Genomic DNA, 23,666 nt, shown 5'->3' with positions numbered 1-23,666 from the left:
TTATGTAATGGTAATCTATTATTTCTTATAAAATATGTGAAAAATCATTAAATTGAAATCTAAACGCATTCTATTGAGTGTGATAAAGGAGAATTTATGGCAAATCGTAAAATTGTAGTAGCTTTGGGAGGAAATGCGATTCTTTCTTCTGACCCATCAGCAAAGGCTCAACAAGAAGCTTTAGTTGAAACAGCTAAGCATCTTGTAAAATTGATTAAAAATGGAGATGATCTGATTATCACTCACGGTAATGGACCTCAAGTTGGGAATCTCTTGCTCCAACATTTGGCATCAGACTCTGAAAAGAACCCTGCCTTCCCACTCGACTCACTTGTCGCTATGACAGAAGGTAGCATCGGTTTCTGGTTGAAAAATGCTTTGCAAAATGCTCTCTTGGATGAAGGCATCGAAAAAAATGTTGCCTCTGTTGTAACGCAAGTTGTCGTAGATAAAAATGATCCAGCTTTTGTTAATTTGAGTAAACCAATCGGTCCTTTCTATTCAGAAGAAGAAGCAAAAGCAGAAGCCGAAAAGAGCGGAGCGACTTTCAAGGAAGATGCTGGCCGTGGCTGGCGTAAGGTCGTTGCCTCACCAAAACCTGTTGACATCAAAGAAATTGAAACCATCCGTACTCTTTTAAATAGTGGTCAAGTCGTCGTAGCTGCAGGTGGTGGCGGTATTCCCGTCGTCAAAGAAAACAATGGACATTTGACTGGTGTCGAAGCGGTTATTGATAAAGACTTCGCTTCCCAACGTTTGGCAGAATTGGTTGAGGCAGACCTCTTCATCGTTTTGACAGGTGTAGATTATGTATTTGTTAACTACAACAAGCCAAACCAGGAAAAATTGGAACATGTGAATGTTGCCCAGCTGGAAGAATATATCAAACAAGATCAGTTTGCACCAGGTAGCATGCTTCCAAAAGTAGAAGCAGCTATCGCTTTTGTCAATGGTCGTCCAGAAGGAAAAGCAGTTATTACTTCCCTTGAAAATCTAGGCGCCTTGATTGAATCTGAAAGCGGAACAATTATTGAAAAAGGATAAGTTGTTTTACTAATAAGATGTATTCTATTTCTAGTATCTTTATATCAAATTAGAAATTATTCTTGAAAACATGTACAATATTTCAAAAGATATTAGTTTTTTAGACTTTAATATGGTAAAACAAATATAAATAGAAAGCGTTTTCTTGAATGTTTATTTAAGAAAGTAGTTGGTTTTTTACACTTTGTTAGACATCAGGAGGAAAAACAAATGAGTGAAAAAGCTAAAAAAGGGTTTAAGATGCCTTCATCTTACACCGTATTATTGATAATCATTGCTATTATGGCAGTGCTAACTTGGTTTATCCCTGCGGGGGCCTTTATAGAAGGTATTTACGAGGCTCAGCCTCAAAATCCACAAGGGATTTGGGATGTCCTCATGGCACCGATTCGGGCTATGCTAGGTACTCATCCAGAGGAAGGTTCGCTCATTAAAGAAACGAGCGCAGCGATTGATGTAGCCTTCTTCATCCTTATGGTTGGTGGTTTCCTTGGCATTGTCAACAAAACTGGTGCTCTTGACGTAGGGATTGCCTCTATCGTGAAGAAGTATAAGGGCCGCGAAAAAATGTTAATTTTGGTACTGATGCCTTTGTTTGCCCTCGGTGGTACAACTTATGGTATGGGGGAAGAAACAATGGCCTTCTATCCACTCCTTGTGCCAGTTATGATGGCCGTTGGTTTTGATAGCCTGACTGGTGTTGCAATTATTTTGCTCGGTTCTCAAATCGGCTGTTTGGCATCTACTCTGAATCCATTTGCGACAGGTATTGCTTCAGCGACTGCGGGAGTTGGTACAGGGGACGGTATCGTACTTCGTCTGATCTTCTGGGTTACCTTGACTGCTCTTAGTACTTGGTTTGTTTACCGTTATGCGGATAAGATTCAAAAAGATCCGACTAAGTCACTGGTTTATAGTACTCGCAAAGAAGATTTGAAACACTTTAACGTAGAAGAATCTTCATCTGTAGAATCTACACTTAGCAGCAAACAAAAATCAGTTCTCTTCTTATTTGTGTTGACATTCATCTTGATGGTATTGAGCTTCATTCCATGGACAGACCTTGGCGTTACCATTTTTGATGACTTTAATGCTTGGTTGACTGGTCTTCCAGTTATTGGTAATATTGTCGGTTCATCTACTTCTGCACTAGGTACTTGGTACTTCCCAGAAGGCGCAATGCTCTTTGCCTTTATGGGTATCCTGATTGGTGTTATTTATGGTCTTAAAGAAGATAAGATTATCTCTTCCTTCATGAATGGTGCTGCTGACTTGCTCAGTGTTGCCTTGATCGTAGCGATTGCTCGTGGTATTCAAGTTATCATGAACGACGGTATGATTACCGATACAATCCTCAACTGGGGTAAAGAAGGCTTGAGCGGTCTATCTTCACAAGTCTTTATCGTTGTAACTTATATCTTCTATCTACCTATGTCATTCTTGATCCCATCTTCATCTGGTCTTGCCAGCGCAACTATGGGTATCATGGCTCCACTTGGAGAATTTGTAAATGTCCGTCCTAGCTTGATTATCACTGCTTACCAATCTGCTTCAGGTGTCTTGAACTTGATTGCACCAACATCTGGTATTGTGATGGGAGCTCTTGCACTTGGACGTATCAACATTGGTACTTGGTGGAAATTCATGGGCAAACTCGTAGTCGCTATTATTGTAGTGACCATCGCCCTTCTTCTCCTTGGAACCTTCCTTCCATTCCTATAAAATAGTGAGTGAGGTGATTCCATGAAAATAGATATAACAAATCAAGTTAAAGATGAATTTCTTATATCATTAAAAACCTTGATTTCCTATCCTTCAGTACTCAATGAAGGAGAAAATGGAACACCTTTTGGACAAGCAATCCAAGATGTCCTAGAAAAAACTTTAGAGATTTGTCGAGACATAGGTTTCACTACCTATCTTGACCCTAAAGGTTATTACGGATATGCAGAAATCGGTCAGGGAGCAGAGCTTCTGGCCATTCTCTGTCATTTGGATGTTGTTCCATCAGGTGATGAAGCAGATTGGCAGACACCGCCATTTGAAGCAACTATCAAAGACGGCTGGGTATTCGGACGTGGTGTCCAAGATGATAAAGGCCCTTCGCTCGCAGCTCTCTATGCAGTAAAAAGCTTGCTGGACCAAGGTATTCAGTTCAAAAAGCGCGTACGCTTTATCTTTGGTACCGATGAGGAAACCCTCTGGCGCTGCATGGCACGCTACAATACCATCGAAGAACAGGCCAGTATGGGCTTTGCACCTGACTCATCTTTTCCTCTGACCTATGCTGAAAAAGGGCTTCTACAGGTCAAACTTCATGGCCCTGGATCGGATCAACTAGAGTTTGAAGTAGGAGGCGCCTTTAACGTTGTACCAGACAAGGCCAACTACCAAGGTCTCCTCTATGAACAGGTTTGTAACGGTCTCAAAGAAGCTGGTTATGATTACCAAACCACTGAACAAACCGTAACGGTTCTCGGAGTGCCAAAGCATGCTAAGGATGCTAGTCAAGGTATCAATGCTGTCATCCGACTAGCTACCATTCTTGCTCCTCTCCAAGAACACCCTGCTCTCAGTTTTCTTGTAACACAAGCAGGTCAAGACGGCACAGGAAGACAAATCTTTGGTGATATAGCAGATGAACCTTCTGGTCACCTATCCTTTAATGTCGCAGGTCTCATGATCAATCATGAACGTTCTGAAATCCGTATTGACATTCGGACTCCTGTCTTAGCTGACAAGGAAGAACTAGTAGAGTTGCTTACAAGATGTGCACAAAACTACCAACTCCGCTACGAAGAGTTTGACTATCTAGCGCCTCTATACGTCGCAAAAGACAGTAAACTCGTTAGCACACTGATGCAAATCTACCAAGAAAAGACTGGCGATAACAGTCCTGCTATTTCATCCGGTGGTGCCACTTTTGCTCGCACCATGCCAAATTGTGTAGCCTTCGGCGCCTTATTCCCAGGAGCGAAGCAGACAGAACATCAGGCAAATGAATGTGCCGTTCTAGAAGATTTGTACCGTGCTATGGATATTTATGCCGAAGCCGTCTATCGACTTGCAACTTAATCAGGCAACTGTTTCTACAAAAAAAAATCGACCGATTAATGAACTGCACCCCAAAAGTTAGACAGAATAAATCTAACTTTTGGGGTGTTTTATTATGAAATTGAATTATGAAGATAAAGTTCAGATCTATGAACTAAGAAAGTAAGAACAAAGCTTCAAACAGCTTTCAAAAAGATTTATGTGGATGTTTCTGGTTTAAAGTCATCTGAATCTTTGAGATGAGCTTTATAAATCGCTTTTTTCAGTTTTTGCACTGGTATTTCGATAAACTCAAACTTTTTAGCCGTTGTATTGCCTGATTTTATAGTATGTTGAAACTAGAATAGTACACCTCTACTTCTAAAACATTTTTAGAAATCGATTTGACTGTCCTGATTGATTTGTCCTGTTCTTATTTCATTTTATTATATTTGAGCCACTTCATCTTTAACGGCTTTATTCATAAGCTCTTGTAATTTTTCTTTACTATCAATTACTTCTTATTTTCCGTTGTAATTTATTGTAATAGGTTTTAACTTACCTAATTTCTCGACACGCTCATTAATTTGATCTTTTTTGAAGGCTGCATATGTTTTTCCTAAGATTTTTTCGAAAATATATTTATCAGATAGCGGTTTGCCTTCTTCTTCAGCTTGGTTTTTGTATTGATTTGAAACATAAGGAACAAATCCTTCATAGTAACCTAATGCTCCCATAAGTTCAAAAGCTTGTTTTCTAATTCAAACCATTGCAACTCAGATTTCAGCTTTTCAGATAAATCCTGCTCATCCAAATAATGACTTGAAATTAGTGCTGAACTCGTTTCTGTAGCCTGTACAGGCTGAGCACCCATACCAGCAAAAAATAAACTCGTTCCTAGCAAGACCGAACAAGCTCCTATTGCATATTTCCTCAAAGAAAAACGCTGCTTTCTCTCAAATTGAAATTCTTTCATCCCATCTCCCATCATTCATTATTACTGTATATTTTGTATATCAGAAATAGTTTGTATTCACAAATCTTTCTAGTTATTCCCTTATCATTCCTAATTAAGGGAGATAACATACAATAATTTTTAGTTAAATGTATATCGATGTTTTTTGTTTTTCTTAATAAACGCAATACAAAAAGAGCCTGTTACCAAGCTCTTTGTACTCAATGAAAATCAAAGAGCAAACTAGGAAACTAGCCACAGGTTGCTCAAAACACCGTTTTGAGGTAGTAGATAAGACTGACGAAGTCAGCTCAAAACACCGTTTTGAGGTTGTGGATAGAACTGACGAAGTCAGCTCAAAACACTGTTTTGAGGTTGCAGATAGAACTGACGAAGTCAGCTCAAAACACTGTTTTGAGGTTGCAGATAGAACTGACGAAGTCAGCTCAAAACACTGTTTTGAGGTTGCAGATAGAACTGACGAAGTCAGCTCAAAACACTGTTTTGAGGTTGCAGATAGAACTGACGAAGTCAGTAACATCTATACGGCAAGGCGACGCTGACGTGGTTTGAAGAGATTTTCGAAGAGTATTAGTCTATTATTTCTTCTCAGCGCGAAGGGCTGACAAGATTTGTGTACGGATATCATCCACACCATTTGGCGTATTTGGTAAAAAGATAGTTTGATTTCCTTTAGAGGCAAAGGTATTCAAGGTATCCAAATACTGGTTGGTCAAGAGGATAGACATGATTTGTTCTTCTGTCATGCCAACATTGGCTTCCTTGAGTTCGGTGATAGACTCTGCCAATCCATCCACAATCGCCTTACGTTGTTGGGCAATCCCCACACCATGAAGGCGGTCTTTTTCTGCTTCGGCTTCAGCTGCAGTGACAATTTTAATCTTGTCAGCTTCCGCCAATTCTTGTGCTGCGACCCGCTTACGTTGCGCCGCATTGATTTCATTCATGGATTGCTTAACTTCTGCATCCGGTTCGACCTTGGTAATCAAGGTTTTCACGATAATGTAGCCGTAAGTGGTCATTTCTTCTGCTACTTGGTGTTGAACCTCAAGGGCAATCTCATCTTTTTTCTCAAACAATTCATCCAAGGTTAATTTTGGAACAGAAGAGCGAAGAGCATCTTCGATATAAGATTTAATCTGAGATTCTGGACGTATGAGTTTATAGTAAGCATCTGTCACGCTCTGCTCGTTGACACGGTACTGAGTCGCTACATTCATCATAACGAACACATTGTCCTTGGTCTTAGTCTCAACCACAATATCACTTTGCAACAAGCGCAACTGAATCCGTGCTGCAATCGAGTCAATCCCAAAAGGCAAGCGAATATGAATACCGCTATTAGCAACCTTTTGGTATTTCCCAAAGCGTTCAATAATCGCCACCGACTGCTGACGAACCACATAAACTGTACTCAGTGTGACTATCACCAATAGGAGCACACAAACAATCAGAAAAATCATGAAAAATATTGCCATAATGGAACCTCCACAAGTATTTTTCTAGTATTATAGCACATTTAAAGAAGGCTGTGCCGTTTTTACTGCGATTTTTCCTGAAATGTCAATAATTAGAGGTGAATTGTCCTATTGTCGTCCAATCTCTTGCTAAAATAACTCTTTATAAAAGGCAATCGTTTCTTCTAAGGTTGGCATAAATGGATTTCCTGGTGCGCAGGCATCAATCAAGGCATTCTTAGAAAGGTATTCAAAGTCGAAATCTTTTTCTTCAATACCAAGTTCAGTCAGTTTCTTAGGAATACCTACTGTCTCAGAAAGCTTCTCAATCTCAGCAATCGCATAATCGGCACATTCTTGATCTGATTTACCTTCTACATGAAGTCCCAAGGCTTTGGCAACATTGCGGAAAGCTTCTGGTACACGTTTAGCATTTTCACGTTCTATAACTGGTAGCAACATGGCACAGCAAACACCATGTGGCAAATTATATACTGCACCGAGTTGGTGAGCCATTGAGTGAACATAGCCAAGACCAGCATTATTAAAGCTCATACCACCAAGGAAGATGGCATTGACCATACCTTCACGCGCTTCAATATCATGTCCGTTTGCTACAGCACGAGGAAGATATTCCTTGATAAGCTCAATAGCACCAATAGACAGTTTCTTGGTTACATCATAAGCACCAGGTGTTACCAAAGCTTCAACAGCGTGAGTCAGAGCATCCATACCAGTAGCAGCAGTCAAGGCTTGAGGTTTTGAAATCATCAATTCAGGGTCATTAACAGAAATCAAGGCAAGGCTATTCTTGTCAACCATTACCATCTTAACCTTGCGTTCTTCATCAGTAATCACATAGTTAATGGTAATTTCTGCAGAAGTTCCTGCCGTTGTATTGATAGCCACAACTGGCAAGCCTTTTTTAGCAGACTTATGAAGCCCTTCATAATCCTGTGGTTTTCCACCATTTATAGCCATGATAGAAATACAACTAGCTGCATCCTGTGGAGAACCCCCGCCAAGACTGATGATAAAGTCACAGCCATGTTCTTGCAAAGCAGCTACCCCATCTGTGACATTTTTACAAGTAGGGTTTGGCTCTACATCGCTAAAGATGACATATTCGATTCCTTCTGTATCCAGTGGTTTTAAAACCTTAGGCAAAATATCACTGCCTTCGATGTACTTATCTGTAACCAAAAGTGCCTTTTTATAGCCAAGTTCCTTGATATAAGGACCCACTTCATTTACAACACCTTTACCAATAAGGTTGACTGCCGGAACATAAAATGTAGCCATATAATTTTCCTCCTGCGCCTCCGCGCTATCTATTTAACATCATTATATTACTTTTTGTATTCGTTTTCAATTATTTGTGAATTGTTTAACAAATCTTTTTAAAAGGATAGGAGGGACGTAAGTTCACCTCCTATATAAACAAGTTTTATTTATGTAGTGGTCCCAACAACTGACATGCACGATAGTCTGCTGATTCTAGATCTTCTGTTCCAAATAAGGACCAATTTTTAGGTCTAAAGATATCTTCCTCAGGTACATTATGCATATTGACAGGAATTCTCAACATAGAAGCCAAGGTAATCAAGTCTGCTCCAATGTGTCCATATGTTATGGCTCCATGATTAGCTCCCCAATTATTCATGACGTCATAGACAGACTTGAAAGCACCTTTTCCTGTCAAACGTGGAGCAAACCAAGTAGTTGGCCATCCTGGATCTGTACGATTATCTAAAGTATGGTGAACATCTTCAGGAAGTTCAAGTGTGTAACCTTCTGCAATTTGTAGCACTGGACCAACCCCTTTTAGAAGATTGAGACGTACCATTGTTACTGGCATATCCCCCTTCGTCAAGAAACGAGTTGAGAATCCTCCTCCACGGAAGTATTCGCGGTTTGCTGGTGGGAAGTCTGTATTTTCAAGCATAGCCTGCACTTCACTTTCTTCCAACTCCCAGAATGGTTTCATAACAGGTTTGCCATCTCGAGTAGCTTGACCTGTACCATCCAATGTACAAGAACCAGAATTGATTAGATGTAAGAAGCCAGCTGCAGCACGACCCTCTAAAGTATGTCCCGTTACACGTTTAACAGCCTCTGGGCTCCAATAAGTACGCACATCAGCAAAGATTTGTGGAGTATTTGTTAATAGATAATTAAAGAGCATAGACACACCATTTAGTGAATCATTCTCTGTCGCAAATACAAATGGTTTTCGAATACCATTCCAGTCAAACTGAGTATTGAGGAAAGTTTCCATAAAGTCCCCATTTGGGAAATGGTCTGTCCACTGACGTTGACCTTGGAAACCAGCTACTAAAGCATGGTGACCAACTGCTTCTTCCTCAAAACCAAGTTCAGCAAGTCTTGGGTTACCAACCATTAAGTCACGTCCAATCATGAACATCTTAATAACAAATTCCCATTGTCTATCTTTTTCTTCACGGCTTAAAACAAGGTCTTCACGGTTATGGTCGAATCCTTCTTTTACGTTTTCTTTCACCCATTTGAGCGCACGTTCGAACTCTTCAGGGTCGTAAATACCACGGTCCATACGGCGTGTGAACTCCGTCATATCTACCGATTCATTTCGCATTCCTAAGTATTCTTGGAAGAAATCTGAATTTACAATAGAACCGCCAATCCCCATCGAAACACTACCCATTGATAGATAAGCAGTGTCTCTCATCAAGCCAGTTGCAAGAGCTGCACGCGCATAACGTAAAAGTTTTTCTTTGACATCTTCTGGAATAGCTGTATCACTAGCTTCCTGGACGTCTCTACCATAAATCCCAAAGGCTGGAATCCCTTTTTGAGCATGTGAAGCTAGTACAGCTGCAAGATAGACAGCTCCTGGGCGTTCTGTCCCATTAAATCCCCAAATAGCATGAGGAATATCTGGAGACATATCCATAGTTTCACTACCATAACACCAGCATGGTGTAACTGTAATTGTTGCGCAAACATTTGACTTTTTAAACAACTCATGGGAAGTCGCAGCCTCTGGAACACGACCAATGGTAGATGGAGAAATCACGCATTCCACAGGTTCCCCATCTGGATATTTCAATGTGCTTGAAATCAAATCTGCCACACTTTTAGCCATGTTCATTGTTTGCACTTCAAGTGATTCGCGTACACCTTGACGACGACCATCAATAGTCGGACGAATACCAATACGTGGATGTTGAATCATACTATTTTCCTCTTATTTTTCTGTTTCTTTCATACTACCATCTCCATTATATTTACGGTAGCCTGGGTGACGACCTGTAACCTTATAATTTTCTCGCATTGAGAATAGACGTTCTAAAGTCGGACGAGCAATTTCTTGCTCCTCAATGCCCTTTGTAGAAAGTAACATTCTTCCGTGGAAGGTTGTCTTTGCGACTAATTCTAAAGTTTCCATACGGTAGTATGCTGTAATTACATCGCTTCCGACAGTCAGAGCTCCATGATTTTCTAATAGCATGACATCATGATCGGGCAGATAAGGTGTAATTGCTTCTGGCACTTCCATTGTAGACGGAACTCCAAATGGCGTTATAGGAATTGCCCCTACCACAATCGCGCTCTCAATTAGTGAATAAGTATCTAAAGGAATGTGTGCAAGAGCAAATCCTGTTGCAATCGGTGGATGCGCGTGAACAACTGAACGGACATCCTCACGTTCTTCGTAGCACCGAATGTGCATTTTAATTTCACTAGAAGGACAGTAATCACCTTCTGCTTCTAAAATCTCTCCTTTAAGATTTAACTTCACCAGCTTTTCTGGTGTAATAAAACTTTTGCTGATACCAGTAGGTGTTGCAAGAATGGTATCCTCATCTAATCGAACAGATACATTCCCATCGTTAGCAGCAACCCAACCAAGTTGCCACATCTTATGACAAACATCACAAATCTGTTCACGAATTAATTTTTCATCTTGAGACATAAACTCACTCCTTTCTAAAAATGAAGTTCGAATTCAAGATTTCCGTTACTGTTAATGGTAATAGTAACCATATGATTTTTCTGATCAAAATTGAGAGATGGCTGATCATAGGAATTATTTGTTCCTGATAATGAATGAATAGTAGGAAGTTTATCTATACCTCTTAATACTATCTTTGTAACCCTTTTCTCTCCAAACTGAGTATCTTTGATATAATGTTCTTCAATCCACTTAATCGCACCTTTCTTGGTCAATTGTGGTAGTTTCTTTGCCTGATTTGCATCTTGAGCATTAGACCATAGTGAATCTTTATTTGTTCTAAAATTATTTAAATTCACTTTCAATCCATTACTTATTCTCTCAAAAATACCATAGGTATGAGGTTCAAATTCAACATCCATTTCTAAAGAATTAAATTTTAATTTCCCAGTCTGTTTAACATTCTCATTTACCTTGTAATTATAGACAAACCATCTATTATCTAATTTCTGAGCAAAGATATCTCCTTCATAATTCATAGGATACAGCTTATTTAAGTATTCTTTTCTAGCCTGAGTAGAGCTAAATTCCGGAGAAGTGATTTCCTTAATCTGAATACGGCTACCAGAAACAGACTCTTTCAATTTATCTGTTTTTAAAACACCTGGAATAGCTGGAATAACATTATAACGACCAGTCATGTATAATGGAGTTTGTTCTCTATCAGTATTTACGTTTACAAAGAACTTACCATTTCCTTTATTTGAATAGTCTCCATGTATGAATACTTTTGTATCCTCAAGTACCTTTTCTTTGGATGGTGCTGGATGCGCTATTACATATCTAAAAAATTCTTTTATTACTTCGCTAAAGAGTAAGCTTTCTTTATTATTTACACCATAGGTATAAGCTGGGTGTTCAAAATTATAAACTACACCTCCATTAAGGTAAACCCCTAAAGCTTCTTCTCCTAGCATAGACTCTGGTTCAGTCAACCATTGTCTATCTCCTTGACTTTTTCCGATATTACCACTTGCAAACAGTTTCCATTTACCTGTCTCATACCACTTCCAAGTATCCATCAAACCACCCCATTGATAAGTATGATTTGAAAGCCAAAGTCCCTTCATATAACTTTCTGTAGTTGAATCATTTCCCTCAGCAGCAGGTGTATTTTTGAACATGAAAATAAGGTTCTTCCAGTACTTATCAACAGATTTCTGAAATGCTATCTTACCGTTTTTTCCAAATGCTTTTTCTATTGCAGAACCATTATTTTGTTCAGCCCATATAAAATATCCTCCATTTTTAGCTGATACTTTTAAGTAATCTGCCGCCTTATTTTCAATATCATTTGCCCAAATCCAATAATTCTCTGTACTGAAAATACCATGCAAATTTGGATATTTTTGATACATTTTATCAATCCAGCTGGTACTTAACCAATGTGCCGAAGTATAATAAGGCATATTACCAGCAGTGTAAACCGTCAGAATAACTGGAATTGGTTCATTTTTTCCAGTCTTAGGATTTACATATTTCGCTGCTTCTTCTAACATATGTTCATAAAAATCTCTAGCAGCTCCATCTCTTTTAGGAAGATCATCTGGATGTAACTGTATAACAGTATATGGTTTTAAGTCATCTGGTATATTCTCCCACTTACCTGTTAATGTATCTCCTCCCCAAAAAGTATATTTCCCTTGGTTAAACTCTTCTCCGTTAGCATATAAAGGCATCATAAGTAACGGATGTTCATTATTAATTTCACGACGTTTATCAACTTCTGACCAATCATTAGGATTCTTAAATTTACCATTTGCCATAAACAAGGCTCCACCTAAAACCAATTCGTCAGCCCATGTATGTTTCCCTGAATATGATTTAAGTTCTATTGTCTGTGTATCTTTGGGAATTTCAACATCAACCAGAAATGCCGATGTATCATACTTAATTCCTTTTGGATATTTTGAATCTGATGAGTAAATGACTTTACCATCCGCAACAACTTCAAATTTTTGAATATCTGCGTAATCTGAATTTAAATGATTGGCGCTCCTATCAATTCCGACATAGGAAATAAATCTTGTAACATTAGCACCCGAAACATCATATTTTATACTAGACGGGTTGCTTGCTACAGTTCCCAATCCCTTATTAAATTCGACTTCCTTACCGTCAATTAGTAATTTTATTTTATTATTAGACCCGTTATTACCAGGTGTAAACGGTTTATCTTTCTGAACTGTTTTTGATTTATCGTCATCACCATGAGTAGCATCAACCCATTCTAAATCAGAAAGATATACTCCTCCATTAATTCCTTTATTAAGAAGATCTGGAGTTATAGTTTGAGTACTAACAGTTTTAATAAGTTTAGCATCAGCAAATACAACCTCATCACCCCATGTATGTTCTCCTGCGAATGATTTTAAGGATATTTTTTTAGCGTTTTGTGGAATTGTCACACTAATAAATTGTGCCTGGGTATTATATCTGAATCCTTCTGGATTAGTTACACTACTAGAATAGACAACCTTTCCATCAATTTCTATTTCTATTCTATCCACTACTGCATGGTCTGATCTAGAACTATTAGCACTTTGATCAATTCCTATATAAGTTTCAAATTTTTCAAACCCTTGACCGCTGATATCATAGCTGATTACTGATGGAGAATCTGCGACTGTTCCTATTCCTTTATCAAAATATTTAACTTTATCATCAGAAGTGAGCAATGAAATCTTAGTATGCTCTCCTTTATTTCCTGTTGTAAATGGAGCATCTTTTTGTACTGTTTTTGTTTTATCTATATCACCATGAGTTGCAGAAGACCAATCCATATCTGAAAGATATGTCATCTCTTTATCAATTTCTTTATCTTTAGTAATAAGTTTTTCTAAGTTATTCCCTGTTACTCTAGCAGTTTCAGTACTAGCTCTGTTATTAGAATTACTTTGAACTACATCTGCATAAACCAAATTACTTCCTAAAAAACTTGTTAAAACAGCCGTAGCTATTAAAATCTGTTTTGCTATTTTTTTACTTTCCATTTTTATTTCCTCAATATTTACATACAACTTCTTCAATAACAAATAATTTTGTAAGATATTCTGGAACACAAAGTGCTAAATTACTTAAACTGACTTTTATTCCAGCATTCATTAATTCATCTCCATAAAAGAACTCATCAAATCTAGAGACGGAATAGCATTTATCTTTATCTAAACCACTAAAATAAACTCTTGTATAACCTGGATTCAACTTACTATTCAATTGAGCATACAATAAAATCGATTGGCATTTATCTTTTGAAACAACTTGCCAACTAGCAGAATCACAACTAAAAGGACTGTTTATCCTATAGAAATCCCCATATTGAAACAATGAACGATATTTTTTATAAAACTGAATTTGTTCTCTCACTTGTTCTTTTTCTTCTACCGACAATCTCGTAACATCTAATTCATAACCGAAAGAACTAAAATAAGCTACATTTGTCCTAGTGTCCAAACTCGTTTGTCTTCCACTTTGTTCATTTGGAGAAATAGAAACATGGGCTGTCATCATTGATGGAGAATATCCATAAGAAGTTCCATGCTGAATTTTCAATCTTTCTATCGGGTCCGTATCATCACTCGTCCACGCTTGCGGTGCATAATACATAAGTCCTAAATCAAAACGTCCACCACCTGAAGAACAAGATTCAAATAGAACTGAAGGGAACTTAGTTATTAAACGATCTAATAACTGATAAAGACCTAAGATATATCGATGACCAAATTCCATCTGCTGTTCAGAATCAAGTTCAATACTATAAATATCTGTTATATGACGATTCATATCCCATTTGATATAATCCAGATTTGTTTTGATTATGATTTTAGAAATAGAATCAAAAAGGTAATCAACAACTTCCTGTCTCGTCAAATCCAACACATATTGATTTCTTCCTACTGACTTCTCTCTGTCTAACAAATGGATAGTCCAATCGGCATGATTCTTGTACAAATCACTATCAATAGAAATCATTTCAGGCTCAAACCACAAACCAAATTGTAAACCTATTTTGTGAATTTCATCTGCAAGAAATCCAATACCTTCAGGAAGGCGACTTCTATCTGTTACCCAATCACCCAGAGAACTTTTGTCATCTTTCCTATGACCAAACCAACCATCATCCAGTACAAATAATTCTATCCCTAAATCTTTAGCAGCCTTTGCTAAATCTAAAATTTTTTCTGTACTCAAGTCAAAATAAAATGTTTCCCAACTATTGAGTATTATAGGACGACTAGCTTGAGAAAAATTAGGATTAACTAAATGATGTCGATAAAAATCTGATAGTTGTTGGCTCATCTGATTCATCCCTTGATCAGAATAGATCACAATTGCTTCTGGTGTCACAAAACTTTCGGCAGGATTTAATAAAAAACGAAATTCTACTGGATTTATTCCTACCGTTACTCTAGCGGTGTCAAAATGGTCAACTTCAATCATATTTTGAAAATTTCCAGAATAGATAAAGTTAAAACCATAAACCTCACCACTATGCTCTGTAGTTTCCCTCCTTGATAGCATAAAGAAAGGATTTTGCTGAGGACTTGATGAGTATCTCAAGCTATCTATTGCTTGAATACCTGGTCTAAGCGAAGTTCTATATAACTGACGTTCCCTCAGCCATGCTCCAGAAAATTGAATAAAGTCATATTGACTATCAGGTAGATCTAGCTGTAAGCTCATTGCTTTCAAAAGAGTCAACTTATTATTGCTATTATTTAAAAATTCCGTATTTCTAACTAAGACATTGTATTCCGGAAAAATTGTGTAATTTAGTCTAACAGTTAAATCTAATATGGAATCTGTTAAAATAATCGTTAATGTTTCCGCACACTGACCAATATCATCAAATGTTGAAGGTAGAGAGTTAAGACGATTTTTCCCTTTTTCAAGTTCAAAACCTTGATATTTTAGTGTCGTTATCCTACTACCATTCATTCCTTGAACTTGAAAGGCTGGATGCCGAAAATCTCCTTTCCCATATGAAGAATATTCATTTTGTATCATAGACTGTTGAATATCCTCAAATTCTTCAGAAAAAGATACTTCAAATCCTCTTTTTTCATAGGCCATCAATTGGTTATAATTTTCCTTGACATGAATCCTTTTCCCAAAATGTAGATGTTGAAGTTCCCCATTTTCTAAAATTCTAAAAATATAACTACTATCTTTCATTGCCAAATGAAAAACGGTCTCGTCCTTATTAATATAAATCGTCATCTCTACCTCACAATTTTTTCTTTACTTCTTCAGTATCACGATAGAGTACGGTGCCAATTCTATCTCATCTTCTTGAATAGTAAAATCTCCAATTACTCTGGTAAAATTCTCTATCGAAAGATTCTCTATTTTTATTTTTTGTTTAATCTGAGCAGGATTTCTCAGAGAGAGAATTTCAGTAGAAGTCTTCTGATTGTGACACTTATAACCATAAATTTCAAATTTTTCAGGACTTCCTCCTATTTTTTTACTATATTTTAGTGTTTGATAATTCTCCTCTATCCATTTGACGGCACGAGCATTGGCTTTCCAGCGTTCTTCATCAAACATATCAAAAGAATAGTGAAACTCCCAAAAAGCATTCCCTCTTGTTGAAATAAATAATAGATAAGCTTCAAAATCTGGTATTGATGCAAACATTTGATGATCCATGTACCAGGTATTTGCACTGACAGCATAGATTGGTTCATGATTATAAAGCGACCACATAGGTAACTGTATCTCACGTTTTTCCAAAAATTCTTGATACTGAATATCTCGGTAAGTTATCATACGATTGATATCATTACCTGCATTCTCTGTAAAGCCTACATCTTGAGATATTTGAATCCATAAACTATTGACCCACTGTAAAAACCATGGACTAGGATTTACATAAGAAGTCAAGTTTAACCAACAATCTTTTCCTCCTCTCTCCTTTCTTAGATCTATCAACAGTTGAATTAAGAACTCATAAACCACTGTCATGGTATACATACCGTGCGGTCCACTCTTATCAGGTTTGTCAGGTTGAAGTAACCAGCCATCAATTTTCCAATAGCTGATATCGAATTCTTTTTGATATTCCAACATCCTTTTCTTCATTTGATTGAGATAGTTAAAATCAGCCACGTTTACATCATTTGAAATCAAATTTTTAGATCCAATATTTAACTCTGGATGTGCTTCTAACCAATCACTCATAATGATTTCTGTCCCATTATAACCACCTCGGGGACCAATCCACAATCCTAGGCTTGAACCAAATCCATTTACAAGATGTTTAATATTTCTCAAACCATTTGGGAATTTATGATTGAATTCCCAAACTGATTGATAGTTTGTCCAACCATCATCAACAACATAAGCATCTAAATGAACTCCATGATTTTCAAATCCATCTCGAATCTCAGAAAAACTTTTTAAAATACCTTCCTCTGTAATATCGGTCATATGGTCATACCAGGAATTATACTGTTTACGGAAATAACTAGGTTGAGCTATTCCTTCAACATATTCAAAAAATGCCTCTTGAATCTCTTCTTTTTTATAAGAACATGCTCCCCCAATAATACAAGACCACAAACTCTTTTCTTGATTTACAACAGTTCCCAAGTAATATCTTGATACATAGTGTCTACCATCTACCTTGTTTTCAGACATTGGAAATTCCATTCCTAAGAATAAAGAATTCGCATAAACAGGTTGTCCCAATTCTACATAATAACCGGAAAAATTCGCCATTTCCTTAATACAATCTTGTCTTTTCGGATAGAAAATATTGTCTTCTGTTTCAAACTCAAAACTCTCTACCTCTACAGATTTAATAACCTCAGTAGATGATTCTAAAACTAATTGCTTCGAAAGAACATCATCCCTCGATTCAAAGATTAAACGTAAACGAATGGAAGGACAAACAAAAGAAACCTGAATTCGCGTATCTCCCTCTTCCCTAACGATTGCTGAAAAATGATTTGAAGAAAGTCTTATACCATTCTCCAATGTAATGGTAAATTCTTCTTTCGAAACATTTTTTATCATTACTCCTGCCCGTTTGTTTACGATATCAGTAGTATAAAATCGACCATCTCCCCAAAAGAAATTACGTCTTACATTTTTATTTTCAATTTTCATATAAACTACTCTCTCAACTCAATTTTGATTACGCTATCAATCAAGTCTGGTAATGGATAGGTAAAATGTGGAACTTCTCCAAACTGTGCAAAACAAATTCCTTTGTAGGCATTGGTCGTCCAGCTTTCTGAAATTTTCACCTCACTTCCATCATGAAGAAAGCTCATTCTTTTTACGTTTTCTTTACTAATACCAAGAAGAGCTAAAGGACCTATAGGTTGTTCAAATACATGAGCATAAACCGTATTTCCATTACGAGTATAGTATCCCCAATCTGGTTTTGGTAAATTTTCATCTCCACTACATCCATAAATTGCCTCACCATTTCGAGACATCCATCGATGAAAATTATCTAATATTTTCTTACTTGAATCATTAATTCTTCCCAAAGCATCTGGGCCTACATTAAGAATCATATTTCCGTTTTTACTAACACATTCCACTAACTTTCTTATCAAAGTTTGACTAGACTTATATAGATAATCTGTAGGATTATAAGCCCAATTGTTATTCATAGTTAGACAAAGTTCCCAAGGAACAGGTTCACCTTTAAAGTTTCGAATACCTTCGTGAGGAACAATTTGCTCTGGACTAACAAAATCTCCAGCGTAAGAGGTAATTTCATCTGTAACGATACTTCCGAATCCTTCACCTGATGTTTCTAATCTATTATCTACGATAACGTTTGGCTGATAATGACGAACCATGTCTATTAATTTTGAAGCTCCCCATTTTTCACCCACCATGTCTTCATAAGAATAATCAAACCATAATATGTCAATCTGACCATAACCAGTTACAATTTCTTTAACTTGATTGTGCAAATACTCCAAATAACTGTCAAAGTTAATTTTCTCATCTCGATAGGCTTCATTTCCTCTCATTGGATGATTTAGATCAGCATATTTAGGGAAATCAGGATGGTGCCAGTCAATCAAACTAAAATATAAGCCTACTTTTAAACCTTCAGCTCGAACAGCATCTACAAATTCTTTAACTAAATCTCTACCTGCAGGTGTATTTGTTGCTTTATAATCTGTAAATTTTGAATCAAACAAACAAAACCCATCATGATGTTTAGCCGTTAAAACCATATACTTCATCCCTGCAGCTTTTGCTTGTTTAGCCCATTCTCTAGGGTTATATTCCTTAGGATCAAAAGCTCGAAAATATGGTTCATAATCTTCAATAGGTAATTTCTGATGACTACGAATCCATTCCCCTTTTCCTGGAATAGAATATAACCCCCAATGAATGAACATCCCAAATCTTGCTTCTCTAAACCACTGAGTTCTACTATTGATAGTTTCAAGTGTATGTTTCATCCTTTTACTGCTCCTCCTCCTAAAGCTTCAATGAAGTATTTACTTGTAAATGCGAATAGAATGATTGGTGGTAATACGATTACAACAATAGCTGAAAATAGACCATTATAATTAGTATTAAAACTTGTAGTAAATTGACCTAGTAATGCTGGTACTGTTAATTCATTTTTATCAATCACCAACATAGATGCCCAATAATATTCATTCCAGTTATTAATAAAGGCAAGTACTGCTGCTGTTAAAATTCCTGGTCTAGCAATTGGCAACATCACTTTCCAAAAAGTTTGAGCATATGTCGCACCATCAATCTCTGCTGCCTCCTCCAATTCTTTTGGAATAATTTCAAAATAGTTCTTTATAATAAAGAAACTCATAGCAATTCCACTACAAGAGTAGACCAGAATTAGAGCAACTGGGGTATTATAAATCCCCAACTCATTTACTAATCTATAAACTGGAAAAGTCATAGCTGTTGCTGGAATAAATAGAGTAGAATACAGCATAGAAGTCACCAACTTCTTCCCTCTAAATTCCATCCTAGCAATAACATATGAAGACATGGAGATCATAACAATGCTAATAATAACTGATATAGACACTACTTTAAAGCTATTCCAAAAGTAAGTAAAAACATGAAGTTTTGTAAAAACATTTATATAACCTTCAAGAGTAAAGTCAGTCGGTAAACTAATACCTGGATTTTTCATAGGATCTGCTTTTAATGATGATAAAAAAATCCACGCAATAGGGAAAATAGAAATTAAAATGGTAAGGAGCATATAACCATATATAAGAACTTTGCCTTTTTTACTAATACCATTTATATGTGTATTCATAATCATTTCCCACCTTTCAGTCTTTTTCTTTCTCTGAATAAAATATTAATACAAACGATAATCAACATTCCACCTAAGATTTGTATAACTCCAATTGTATTTGCACGAGCATACTGAGTTCGTGAGCTAGCCACTGCTAATTCTCGAATAACAAAACTGATACTTTTTGTTCCTGCAGCACCATTTGTCAAAAAGAATACTTCGTTATAGAGCAAAAATCCTGAAGTTGCTGCCATAATTGAAACAGTTTTAATTGTCCCCTTAATCATCGGAATCGTAATATACCACTCTTTCCTCCAACCAGTAATATTGTCTAAAATAGCAGCTTCTTGAACTTCTTCTGGAATAGCAAAAATTTGCCCAAGAATCATAATGGTTGATGCTCCTGCAAAGAAGATATAAGCGCCAGTCATAGCTACTATATTTAATCCTGGAGTCAACAGTACTGAATCTTTAAACGATGGATTAAATAGATGAATAATTTGGTTAACAACACCATAGTTTGGATTATAGATTTGAAGAAAAATCAAGCCCATAGCAGCACTAGAAATGATACTTGGTACAATATAAAGATTCCTAGATATCTTCCAGCCTTTTAATTTCTTAGATAATGTAATTGCAACAGATACAGCTAAAGGAACTTGAATAATAACACCAATTACAGCCCAACGAACAGAATTAATTAGAGCTTCTGTAAAAAATGGGTATTCTTTAAAAACATACCTATAATTTTCAAATAATTTATCAAATCCAAGAAACTCAGGGGTGTTTAAATTTGTATAATCCCATTTAGCAAATGAAGTTAAAAAGATTGTTACTACAGAATAAAAATAAAATAGAAAGAAACAAATCAACGTTGGCAAAAGAAATAAAAAGATAAATCGTCTTTTTTGATTCTTCCTATTTTGTAGGCTCATAATTTTTTGTGCCATAAACAAACTCCTTTTTTCAACTATATAAGTAAAATCAAGCTCAGTTGGCAGTGCCAACTGAGCTTCGTTTTCACTCCCTAAAACAATTAACCAATCAATGATTTCAACACATCTTGAGTAGATTTTACTTTTTGATCAACATCTACATTTTCAGCAGCACTTTCTGTCAATGCATTGATAATAGCTGTGTGTACATCGCCACCCCAAACATCACTTACAGTTGGAACAACTGCTTTTGCATTCTTAACTTGAGTGATTGCTTGTCCTAAAATTTTAGTAGTAGCTTCTGAACTCTTTTCTGAAAGTTCTTTTACATTTACATTTTCATTAGAAGGATTTGCTCCTACTTTTTCAAAAATTACTTTTTGTACATCATCGCTAGTCATATATTTCAAAAACTCAAGAGCTAGTTTTTGTTTAGCTTCAGACATCTTACTTGAGATAGTGATACCACCTCCAGAAGAACTAATTGCTACACCTGCAGGATAGATTCCAGGTGCAAGACTTGGGTTCTTAGACATCTCACCAGAAGCCCACACACCATTAAAGAATACTGCAGATTTACCTTCTTGGAAATCTTTGGAATAAGCATTGGCATCGCCACCAGCATTCTTAGAACCATTAGCTTGAATTTCTTTCATAACCATTTTCAAAGCATCTGCAAATTCTTTAGATTCAATTCCTTCTTTTGTTAATGGTTTATCTAATAATTTACGTCCATTTTCTGTGGTTCCTAATACTGTATTAAACAAGCGAATAGATGGTTCTCCAGCACCAAATGCATACACTCCATCTTGTTTTCTAATGCTTGCCATTGCCTGAGTGAAATCATCCCAAGTATTCCACTGCTCAGGTGTCTTAGCACCCGCTTTTGCAAATATGTCCTTGTTGTACCACAAACCCATTGTAAATAACTGTTCGTGAACTGTATAAATTTTTCCATCTTTTTGGTTTTGCTTATAGTTCAAACCAACATTTTTTTCAAGCTTATTTGAATCGATATATGGTTTCAAATCTAAAACAAGTTTTTGTTCAATCGCAGCTAATGATACTGCATTACCTGCTAGGTCAATCACATCAGGAAATTCACCACTAGCAACCTTGTTATTCATTATATCCTTCAAATCACCATTTACAGGAGTTGGTTTAAATTCTACACCACTATCTTTATGTTCTTCTGCAAATTTATCATATAAATCTCGCATAGTCTTCGCTACAGGCCATTCATCTTCACTATGATGATACCCATGATAAAATTCTAATACTTCTTTACCAGAAGAACTTCCACCGCTTGCATCCTTAGATGTTCCACAAGCTGCTAAACCAAAGGTAGCTACTAACCCGATAACAGCGCATTTCAAAAGACTTTTTTTGTTCATGACAAAACCTCCGTTTTTTTATTTTTGTTTATGATAGCTGAGGATAATAATATTTTGTATCAGCAATATTTGTCATAATATCCTTTAACTCTGTATCCTCGTTTATTTTACCTTGACTCAATAGCTGCACAACAATATTCCCCACAGCTGTACCCTCAGTCGAACCTGTAAGAACCTCTTTACCAGTTCTATCAGCAATCATTTGGTTAAAGTAACTGGCTCTAGCACCTCCTCCAATCACATATATCCTCTTATAAACCTTATGAGTTAGTTCTTCTAGTAACTCTATCGCTTTCCTATACGTTTCAGCTAGGCTTTCATAAACAATCTTAAATAGTTGTCCATCTGTCCACTCTCTAGTTTCATGATGATAAGCTAGATATTCTGTCAAAGTCTTGTGCATATCAGATTCTGTTGCAAATTCAGTTGATTCAGTATCAATCAGAGGAAGATTTTCTTTTTCTTTCTCCACCATTGTCCTAATATCATCAAAAGAATAGGCTTTCCCTCTTCGTTCAAATGAACGTCTTAGTTCCTCTATGATCCACAACCCTGTACAATTCTTCAGAAATGTAATCACTCCATCTTTACCGACTTCATTTGTAAATCCATAACTGAAGGATTCGGTAGTAAGAATCGGTGAAGTAAGTTCCACTCCAACCAAAGACCAAGTACCTGATGAAATAAATAAACTACCTTCTGTCTTAGGTACTGAGACAATCGCGCTTGCTGTATCATGACTACAAACATTCACAACAGGAATATCGCCTAAACCATACTCCTCTTTTATCCTTCCAAGAACATTTCCCTCTGAAACAATTTCAGGAAGTAAAGATGAATCCAATTCAAATAGTTTTAAGATATTCTGATTCCAATTTTGACTCCTAGGATCAAATAATTGAGTTGTTGAAGCAATGCTTTTTTCTGTAGCAAACTTACCTGTCAAGAGATAATTAAACAAATCTGGCATTAAAAGAATCTTATTGGTCTTATAGAAAGAGTCAGGAGATTCTTGACGTGCCTTAAAGAGTTGAAACAAGGTATTTATCTCCATAATCTGATTTCCTGTCTCTGAATACAGTTTTTCTAATTCAGTCATTTCAGATATTTCCTTTAACACTCCCTTTGTTCTTTCATCACGATAATGAACAGGTTGTGATAACAGCTTACCTTCATTATCAATCAGTCCAAAATCAACTCCCCATGTGTCAATACCGATAGATAAAATCTTGTAACTAGTATTAGCCAAGCGGATACTTTCAAGAATTTTAGCTAGTAGAAAGTCAATATCCCAAGATAAATGCCCTTTTACTCTAATAGGTAGATTAGAAAAGCGATTTATTTCTTCCATTACTAGTTTATTTTCAGAAAGGTAACCAACGATTGCTCTTCCAGAAGTCGCACCTAAATCTATTGCTAAAACCGCTTCCATTTTTCTTCTCTCTTCGTCCTTGATTAAGTTTATTATAATCCCCACATTTTATTTTTTCAATATATGAACGCTTACTTGGATAATGTTCAAATGTTAACCCAATATTCATAAAAATAATTCAAATTCCTCCAATTTGTGCTATAAT

18 protein-coding genes are annotated in these 23,666 nt (G+C 36.5%); 4 read left to right on the top strand and 14 right to left on the bottom strand.

Features of this window, described 5'->3' with window-relative positions; genetic code table 11:
• The first annotated feature begins 96 nt into the window (after nt 1-96).
• From arcC to AT689_RS03120, 3 genes are all read left to right on the top strand, one after another.
• Complete coding sequence (arcC, locus tag AT689_RS03130; RefSeq protein WP_000013426.1) at nt 97-1,044, top strand: carbamate kinase; 948 nt, start codon at nt 97-99, stop codon at nt 1,042-1,044.
• Between the two features lie 210 nt (nt 1,045-1,254).
• Nucleotides 1,255-2,766 (top strand): YfcC family protein, encoded by a 1,512-nt coding sequence (locus AT689_RS03125; protein WP_001290372.1) that lies wholly within the window; start codon nt 1,255-1,257, stop codon nt 2,764-2,766.
• 21 nt (nt 2,767-2,787) lie between these two features.
• Nucleotides 2,788-4,119 (top strand): dipeptidase, encoded by a 1,332-nt coding sequence (locus AT689_RS03120; RefSeq protein ID WP_000686956.1) that lies wholly within the window; start codon nt 2,788-2,790, stop codon nt 4,117-4,119.
• A gap of 479 nt (nt 4,120-4,598) precedes the next feature.
• On the opposite strand, the gene AT689_RS03115 is transcribed toward AT689_RS03120, so the two are convergent.
• The gene (locus AT689_RS03115) at nt 4,599-4,814 is read right to left on the bottom strand and encodes a ZmpA/ZmpB/ZmpC family metallo-endopeptidase (protein WP_000501059.1); all 216 of its coding nucleotides are present in this window, start codon (nt 4,812-4,814) and stop codon (nt 4,599-4,601) included.
• Complete coding sequence (locus AT689_RS03110) at nt 4,802-5,053, bottom strand: YSIRK-type signal peptide-containing protein (protein WP_000657758.1); 252 nt, start codon at nt 5,051-5,053, stop codon at nt 4,802-4,804. The genes AT689_RS03115 and AT689_RS03110 overlap by 13 nt, the downstream gene beginning before the upstream one ends.
• Nucleotides 5,054-5,256: 203 nt before the next feature.
• On the opposite strand from AT689_RS03110, the gene AT689_RS13325 reads away from it, so the two are divergent.
• Complete coding sequence (locus tag AT689_RS13325; protein ID WP_000693415.1) at nt 5,257-5,595, top strand: hypothetical protein; 339 nt, start codon at nt 5,257-5,259, stop codon at nt 5,593-5,595.
• Between the two features lie 36 nt (nt 5,596-5,631).
• On the opposite strand, the gene AT689_RS03100 is transcribed toward AT689_RS13325, so the two are convergent.
• The 12 genes from AT689_RS03100 to AT689_RS03045 all read right to left on the bottom strand — a co-directional run bounded on the left by AT689_RS03100 (nt 5,632) and on the right by AT689_RS03045 (nt 23,521).
• A complete protein-coding gene (locus AT689_RS03100) occupies nt 5,632-6,516 on the bottom strand; it encodes an SPFH domain-containing protein (protein ID WP_001808444.1) in 885 nt (294 codons plus the stop codon).
• A gap of 144 nt (nt 6,517-6,660) precedes the next feature.
• Nucleotides 6,661-7,812 (bottom strand): iron-containing alcohol dehydrogenase, encoded by a 1,152-nt coding sequence (locus tag AT689_RS03095; RefSeq protein ID WP_000190409.1) that lies wholly within the window; start codon nt 7,810-7,812, stop codon nt 6,661-6,663.
• Nucleotides 7,813-7,957: 145 nt separating this feature from the next.
• Entirely contained in the window at nt 7,958-9,724 is a 1,767-nt protein-coding gene (locus AT689_RS03090) for an L-fucose isomerase (protein WP_000614274.1), read from the bottom strand.
• A 12-nt stretch (nt 9,725-9,736) separates the two neighbouring features.
• Nucleotides 9,737-10,465, bottom strand: a complete 729-nt coding sequence (locus AT689_RS03085) for a class II aldolase/adducin family protein (protein WP_000076093.1) — start codon at nt 10,463-10,465, stop codon at nt 9,737-9,739.
• Between the two features lie 14 nt (nt 10,466-10,479).
• Nucleotides 10,480-13,497: a glycoside hydrolase family 98 domain-containing protein gene (locus AT689_RS03080; protein ID WP_001841832.1), complete on the bottom strand. Its 3,018-nt coding sequence runs from the start codon at nt 13,495-13,497 to the stop codon at nt 10,480-10,482.
• Nucleotides 13,498-13,507: 10 nt separating this feature from the next.
• A complete protein-coding gene (locus AT689_RS03075) occupies nt 13,508-15,724 on the bottom strand; it encodes an alpha-galactosidase (protein ID WP_000158268.1) in 2,217 nt (738 codons plus the stop codon).
• A gap of 21 nt (nt 15,725-15,745) precedes the next feature.
• Entirely contained in the window at nt 15,746-17,617 is a 1,872-nt protein-coding gene (locus AT689_RS03070; RefSeq protein ID WP_000687803.1) for an alpha-galactosidase, read from the bottom strand.
• 5 nt (nt 17,618-17,622) lie between these two features.
• Complete coding sequence (locus AT689_RS03065) at nt 17,623-18,942, bottom strand: alpha-L-fucosidase (protein ID WP_000683273.1); 1,320 nt, start codon at nt 18,940-18,942, stop codon at nt 17,623-17,625.
• Complete coding sequence (locus tag AT689_RS03060; RefSeq protein ID WP_001812774.1) at nt 18,939-19,778, bottom strand: carbohydrate ABC transporter permease; 840 nt, start codon at nt 19,776-19,778, stop codon at nt 18,939-18,941. The genes AT689_RS03065 and AT689_RS03060 overlap by 4 nt, the downstream gene beginning before the upstream one ends.
• A gap of 2 nt (nt 19,779-19,780) precedes the next feature.
• Nucleotides 19,781-20,710, bottom strand: coding sequence for a carbohydrate ABC transporter permease (locus AT689_RS03055; RefSeq protein WP_000057516.1), 930 nt, complete (start codon nt 20,708-20,710; stop codon nt 19,781-19,783).
• A gap of 86 nt (nt 20,711-20,796) precedes the next feature.
• Entirely contained in the window at nt 20,797-22,089 is a 1,293-nt protein-coding gene (locus AT689_RS03050) for an ABC transporter substrate-binding protein (protein WP_001036443.1), read from the bottom strand.
• A 28-nt stretch (nt 22,090-22,117) separates the two neighbouring features.
• Entirely contained in the window at nt 22,118-23,521 is a 1,404-nt protein-coding gene (locus AT689_RS03045; protein WP_000388545.1) for a rhamnulokinase, read from the bottom strand.
• Nucleotides 23,522-23,666: the final 145 nt, after the last annotated feature.

Origin of the sequence: Streptococcus pneumoniae (assembly GCF_001457635.1) — a bacterium.
Lineage (GTDB): Bacteria > Bacillota > Bacilli > Lactobacillales > Streptococcaceae > Streptococcus > Streptococcus pneumoniae.
Note: the sequence above shows the minus strand (reverse complement) of the source record. Positions and strands in the feature narration are given on the sequence as shown.

Excerpts from the sequence above, each read along its gene's own strand:
- AT689_RS03045 (WP_000388545.1), bottom strand. The coding sequence starts at position 23,521 with ATGGAAGCGGTTTTAGCAATAGATTTAGGTGCGACTTCTGGAAGAGCA.
- AT689_RS03070 (WP_000687803.1), bottom strand. The coding sequence starts at position 17,617 with ATGAAAATTGAAAATAAAAATGTAAGACGTAATTTCTTTTGGGGAGAT.
- AT689_RS03065 (WP_000683273.1), bottom strand. The coding sequence starts at position 18,942 with ATGAAACATACACTTGAAACTATCAATAGTAGAACTCAGTGGTTTAGA.
- AT689_RS03060 (WP_001812774.1), bottom strand. The coding sequence starts at position 19,778 with ATGAATACACATATAAATGGTATTAGTAAAAAAGGCAAAGTTCTTATA.
- AT689_RS03100 (WP_001808444.1), bottom strand. The coding sequence starts at position 6,516 with ATGATTTTTCTGATTGTTTGTGTGCTCCTATTGGTGATAGTCACACTG.
- AT689_RS03095 (WP_000190409.1), bottom strand. The coding sequence starts at position 7,812 with ATGGCTACATTTTATGTTCCGGCAGTCAACCTTATTGGTAAAGGTGTT.
- AT689_RS03055 (WP_000057516.1), bottom strand. The coding sequence starts at position 20,710 with ATGGCACAAAAAATTATGAGCCTACAAAATAGGAAGAATCAAAAAAGA.
- AT689_RS03075 (WP_000158268.1), bottom strand. The coding sequence starts at position 15,724 with ATGACGATTTATATTAATAAGGACGAGACCGTTTTTCATTTGGCAATG.
- arcC (WP_000013426.1), top strand. The coding sequence starts at position 97 with ATGGCAAATCGTAAAATTGTAGTAGCTTTGGGAGGAAATGCGATTCTT.
- AT689_RS03050 (WP_001036443.1), bottom strand. The coding sequence starts at position 22,089 with ATGAACAAAAAAAGTCTTTTGAAATGCGCTGTTATCGGGTTAGTAGCT.
- AT689_RS03115 (WP_000501059.1), bottom strand. The coding sequence starts at position 4,814 with ATGGGAGCATTAGGTTACTATGAAGGATTTGTTCCTTATGTTTCAAAT.
- AT689_RS03110 (WP_000657758.1), bottom strand. The coding sequence starts at position 5,053 with ATGAAAGAATTTCAATTTGAGAGAAAGCAGCGTTTTTCTTTGAGGAAA.
- AT689_RS03080 (WP_001841832.1), bottom strand. The coding sequence starts at position 13,497 with ATGGAAAGTAAAAAAATAGCAAAACAGATTTTAATAGCTACGGCTGTT.
- AT689_RS03120 (WP_000686956.1), top strand. The coding sequence starts at position 2,788 with ATGAAAATAGATATAACAAATCAAGTTAAAGATGAATTTCTTATATCA.
- AT689_RS03085 (WP_000076093.1), bottom strand. The coding sequence starts at position 10,465 with ATGTCTCAAGATGAAAAATTAATTCGTGAACAGATTTGTGATGTTTGT.
- AT689_RS03090 (WP_000614274.1), bottom strand. The coding sequence starts at position 9,724 with ATGATTCAACATCCACGTATTGGTATTCGTCCGACTATTGATGGTCGT.
- AT689_RS03125 (WP_001290372.1), top strand. The coding sequence starts at position 1,255 with ATGAGTGAAAAAGCTAAAAAAGGGTTTAAGATGCCTTCATCTTACACC.
- AT689_RS13325 (WP_000693415.1), top strand. The coding sequence starts at position 5,257 with ATGAAAATCAAAGAGCAAACTAGGAAACTAGCCACAGGTTGCTCAAAA.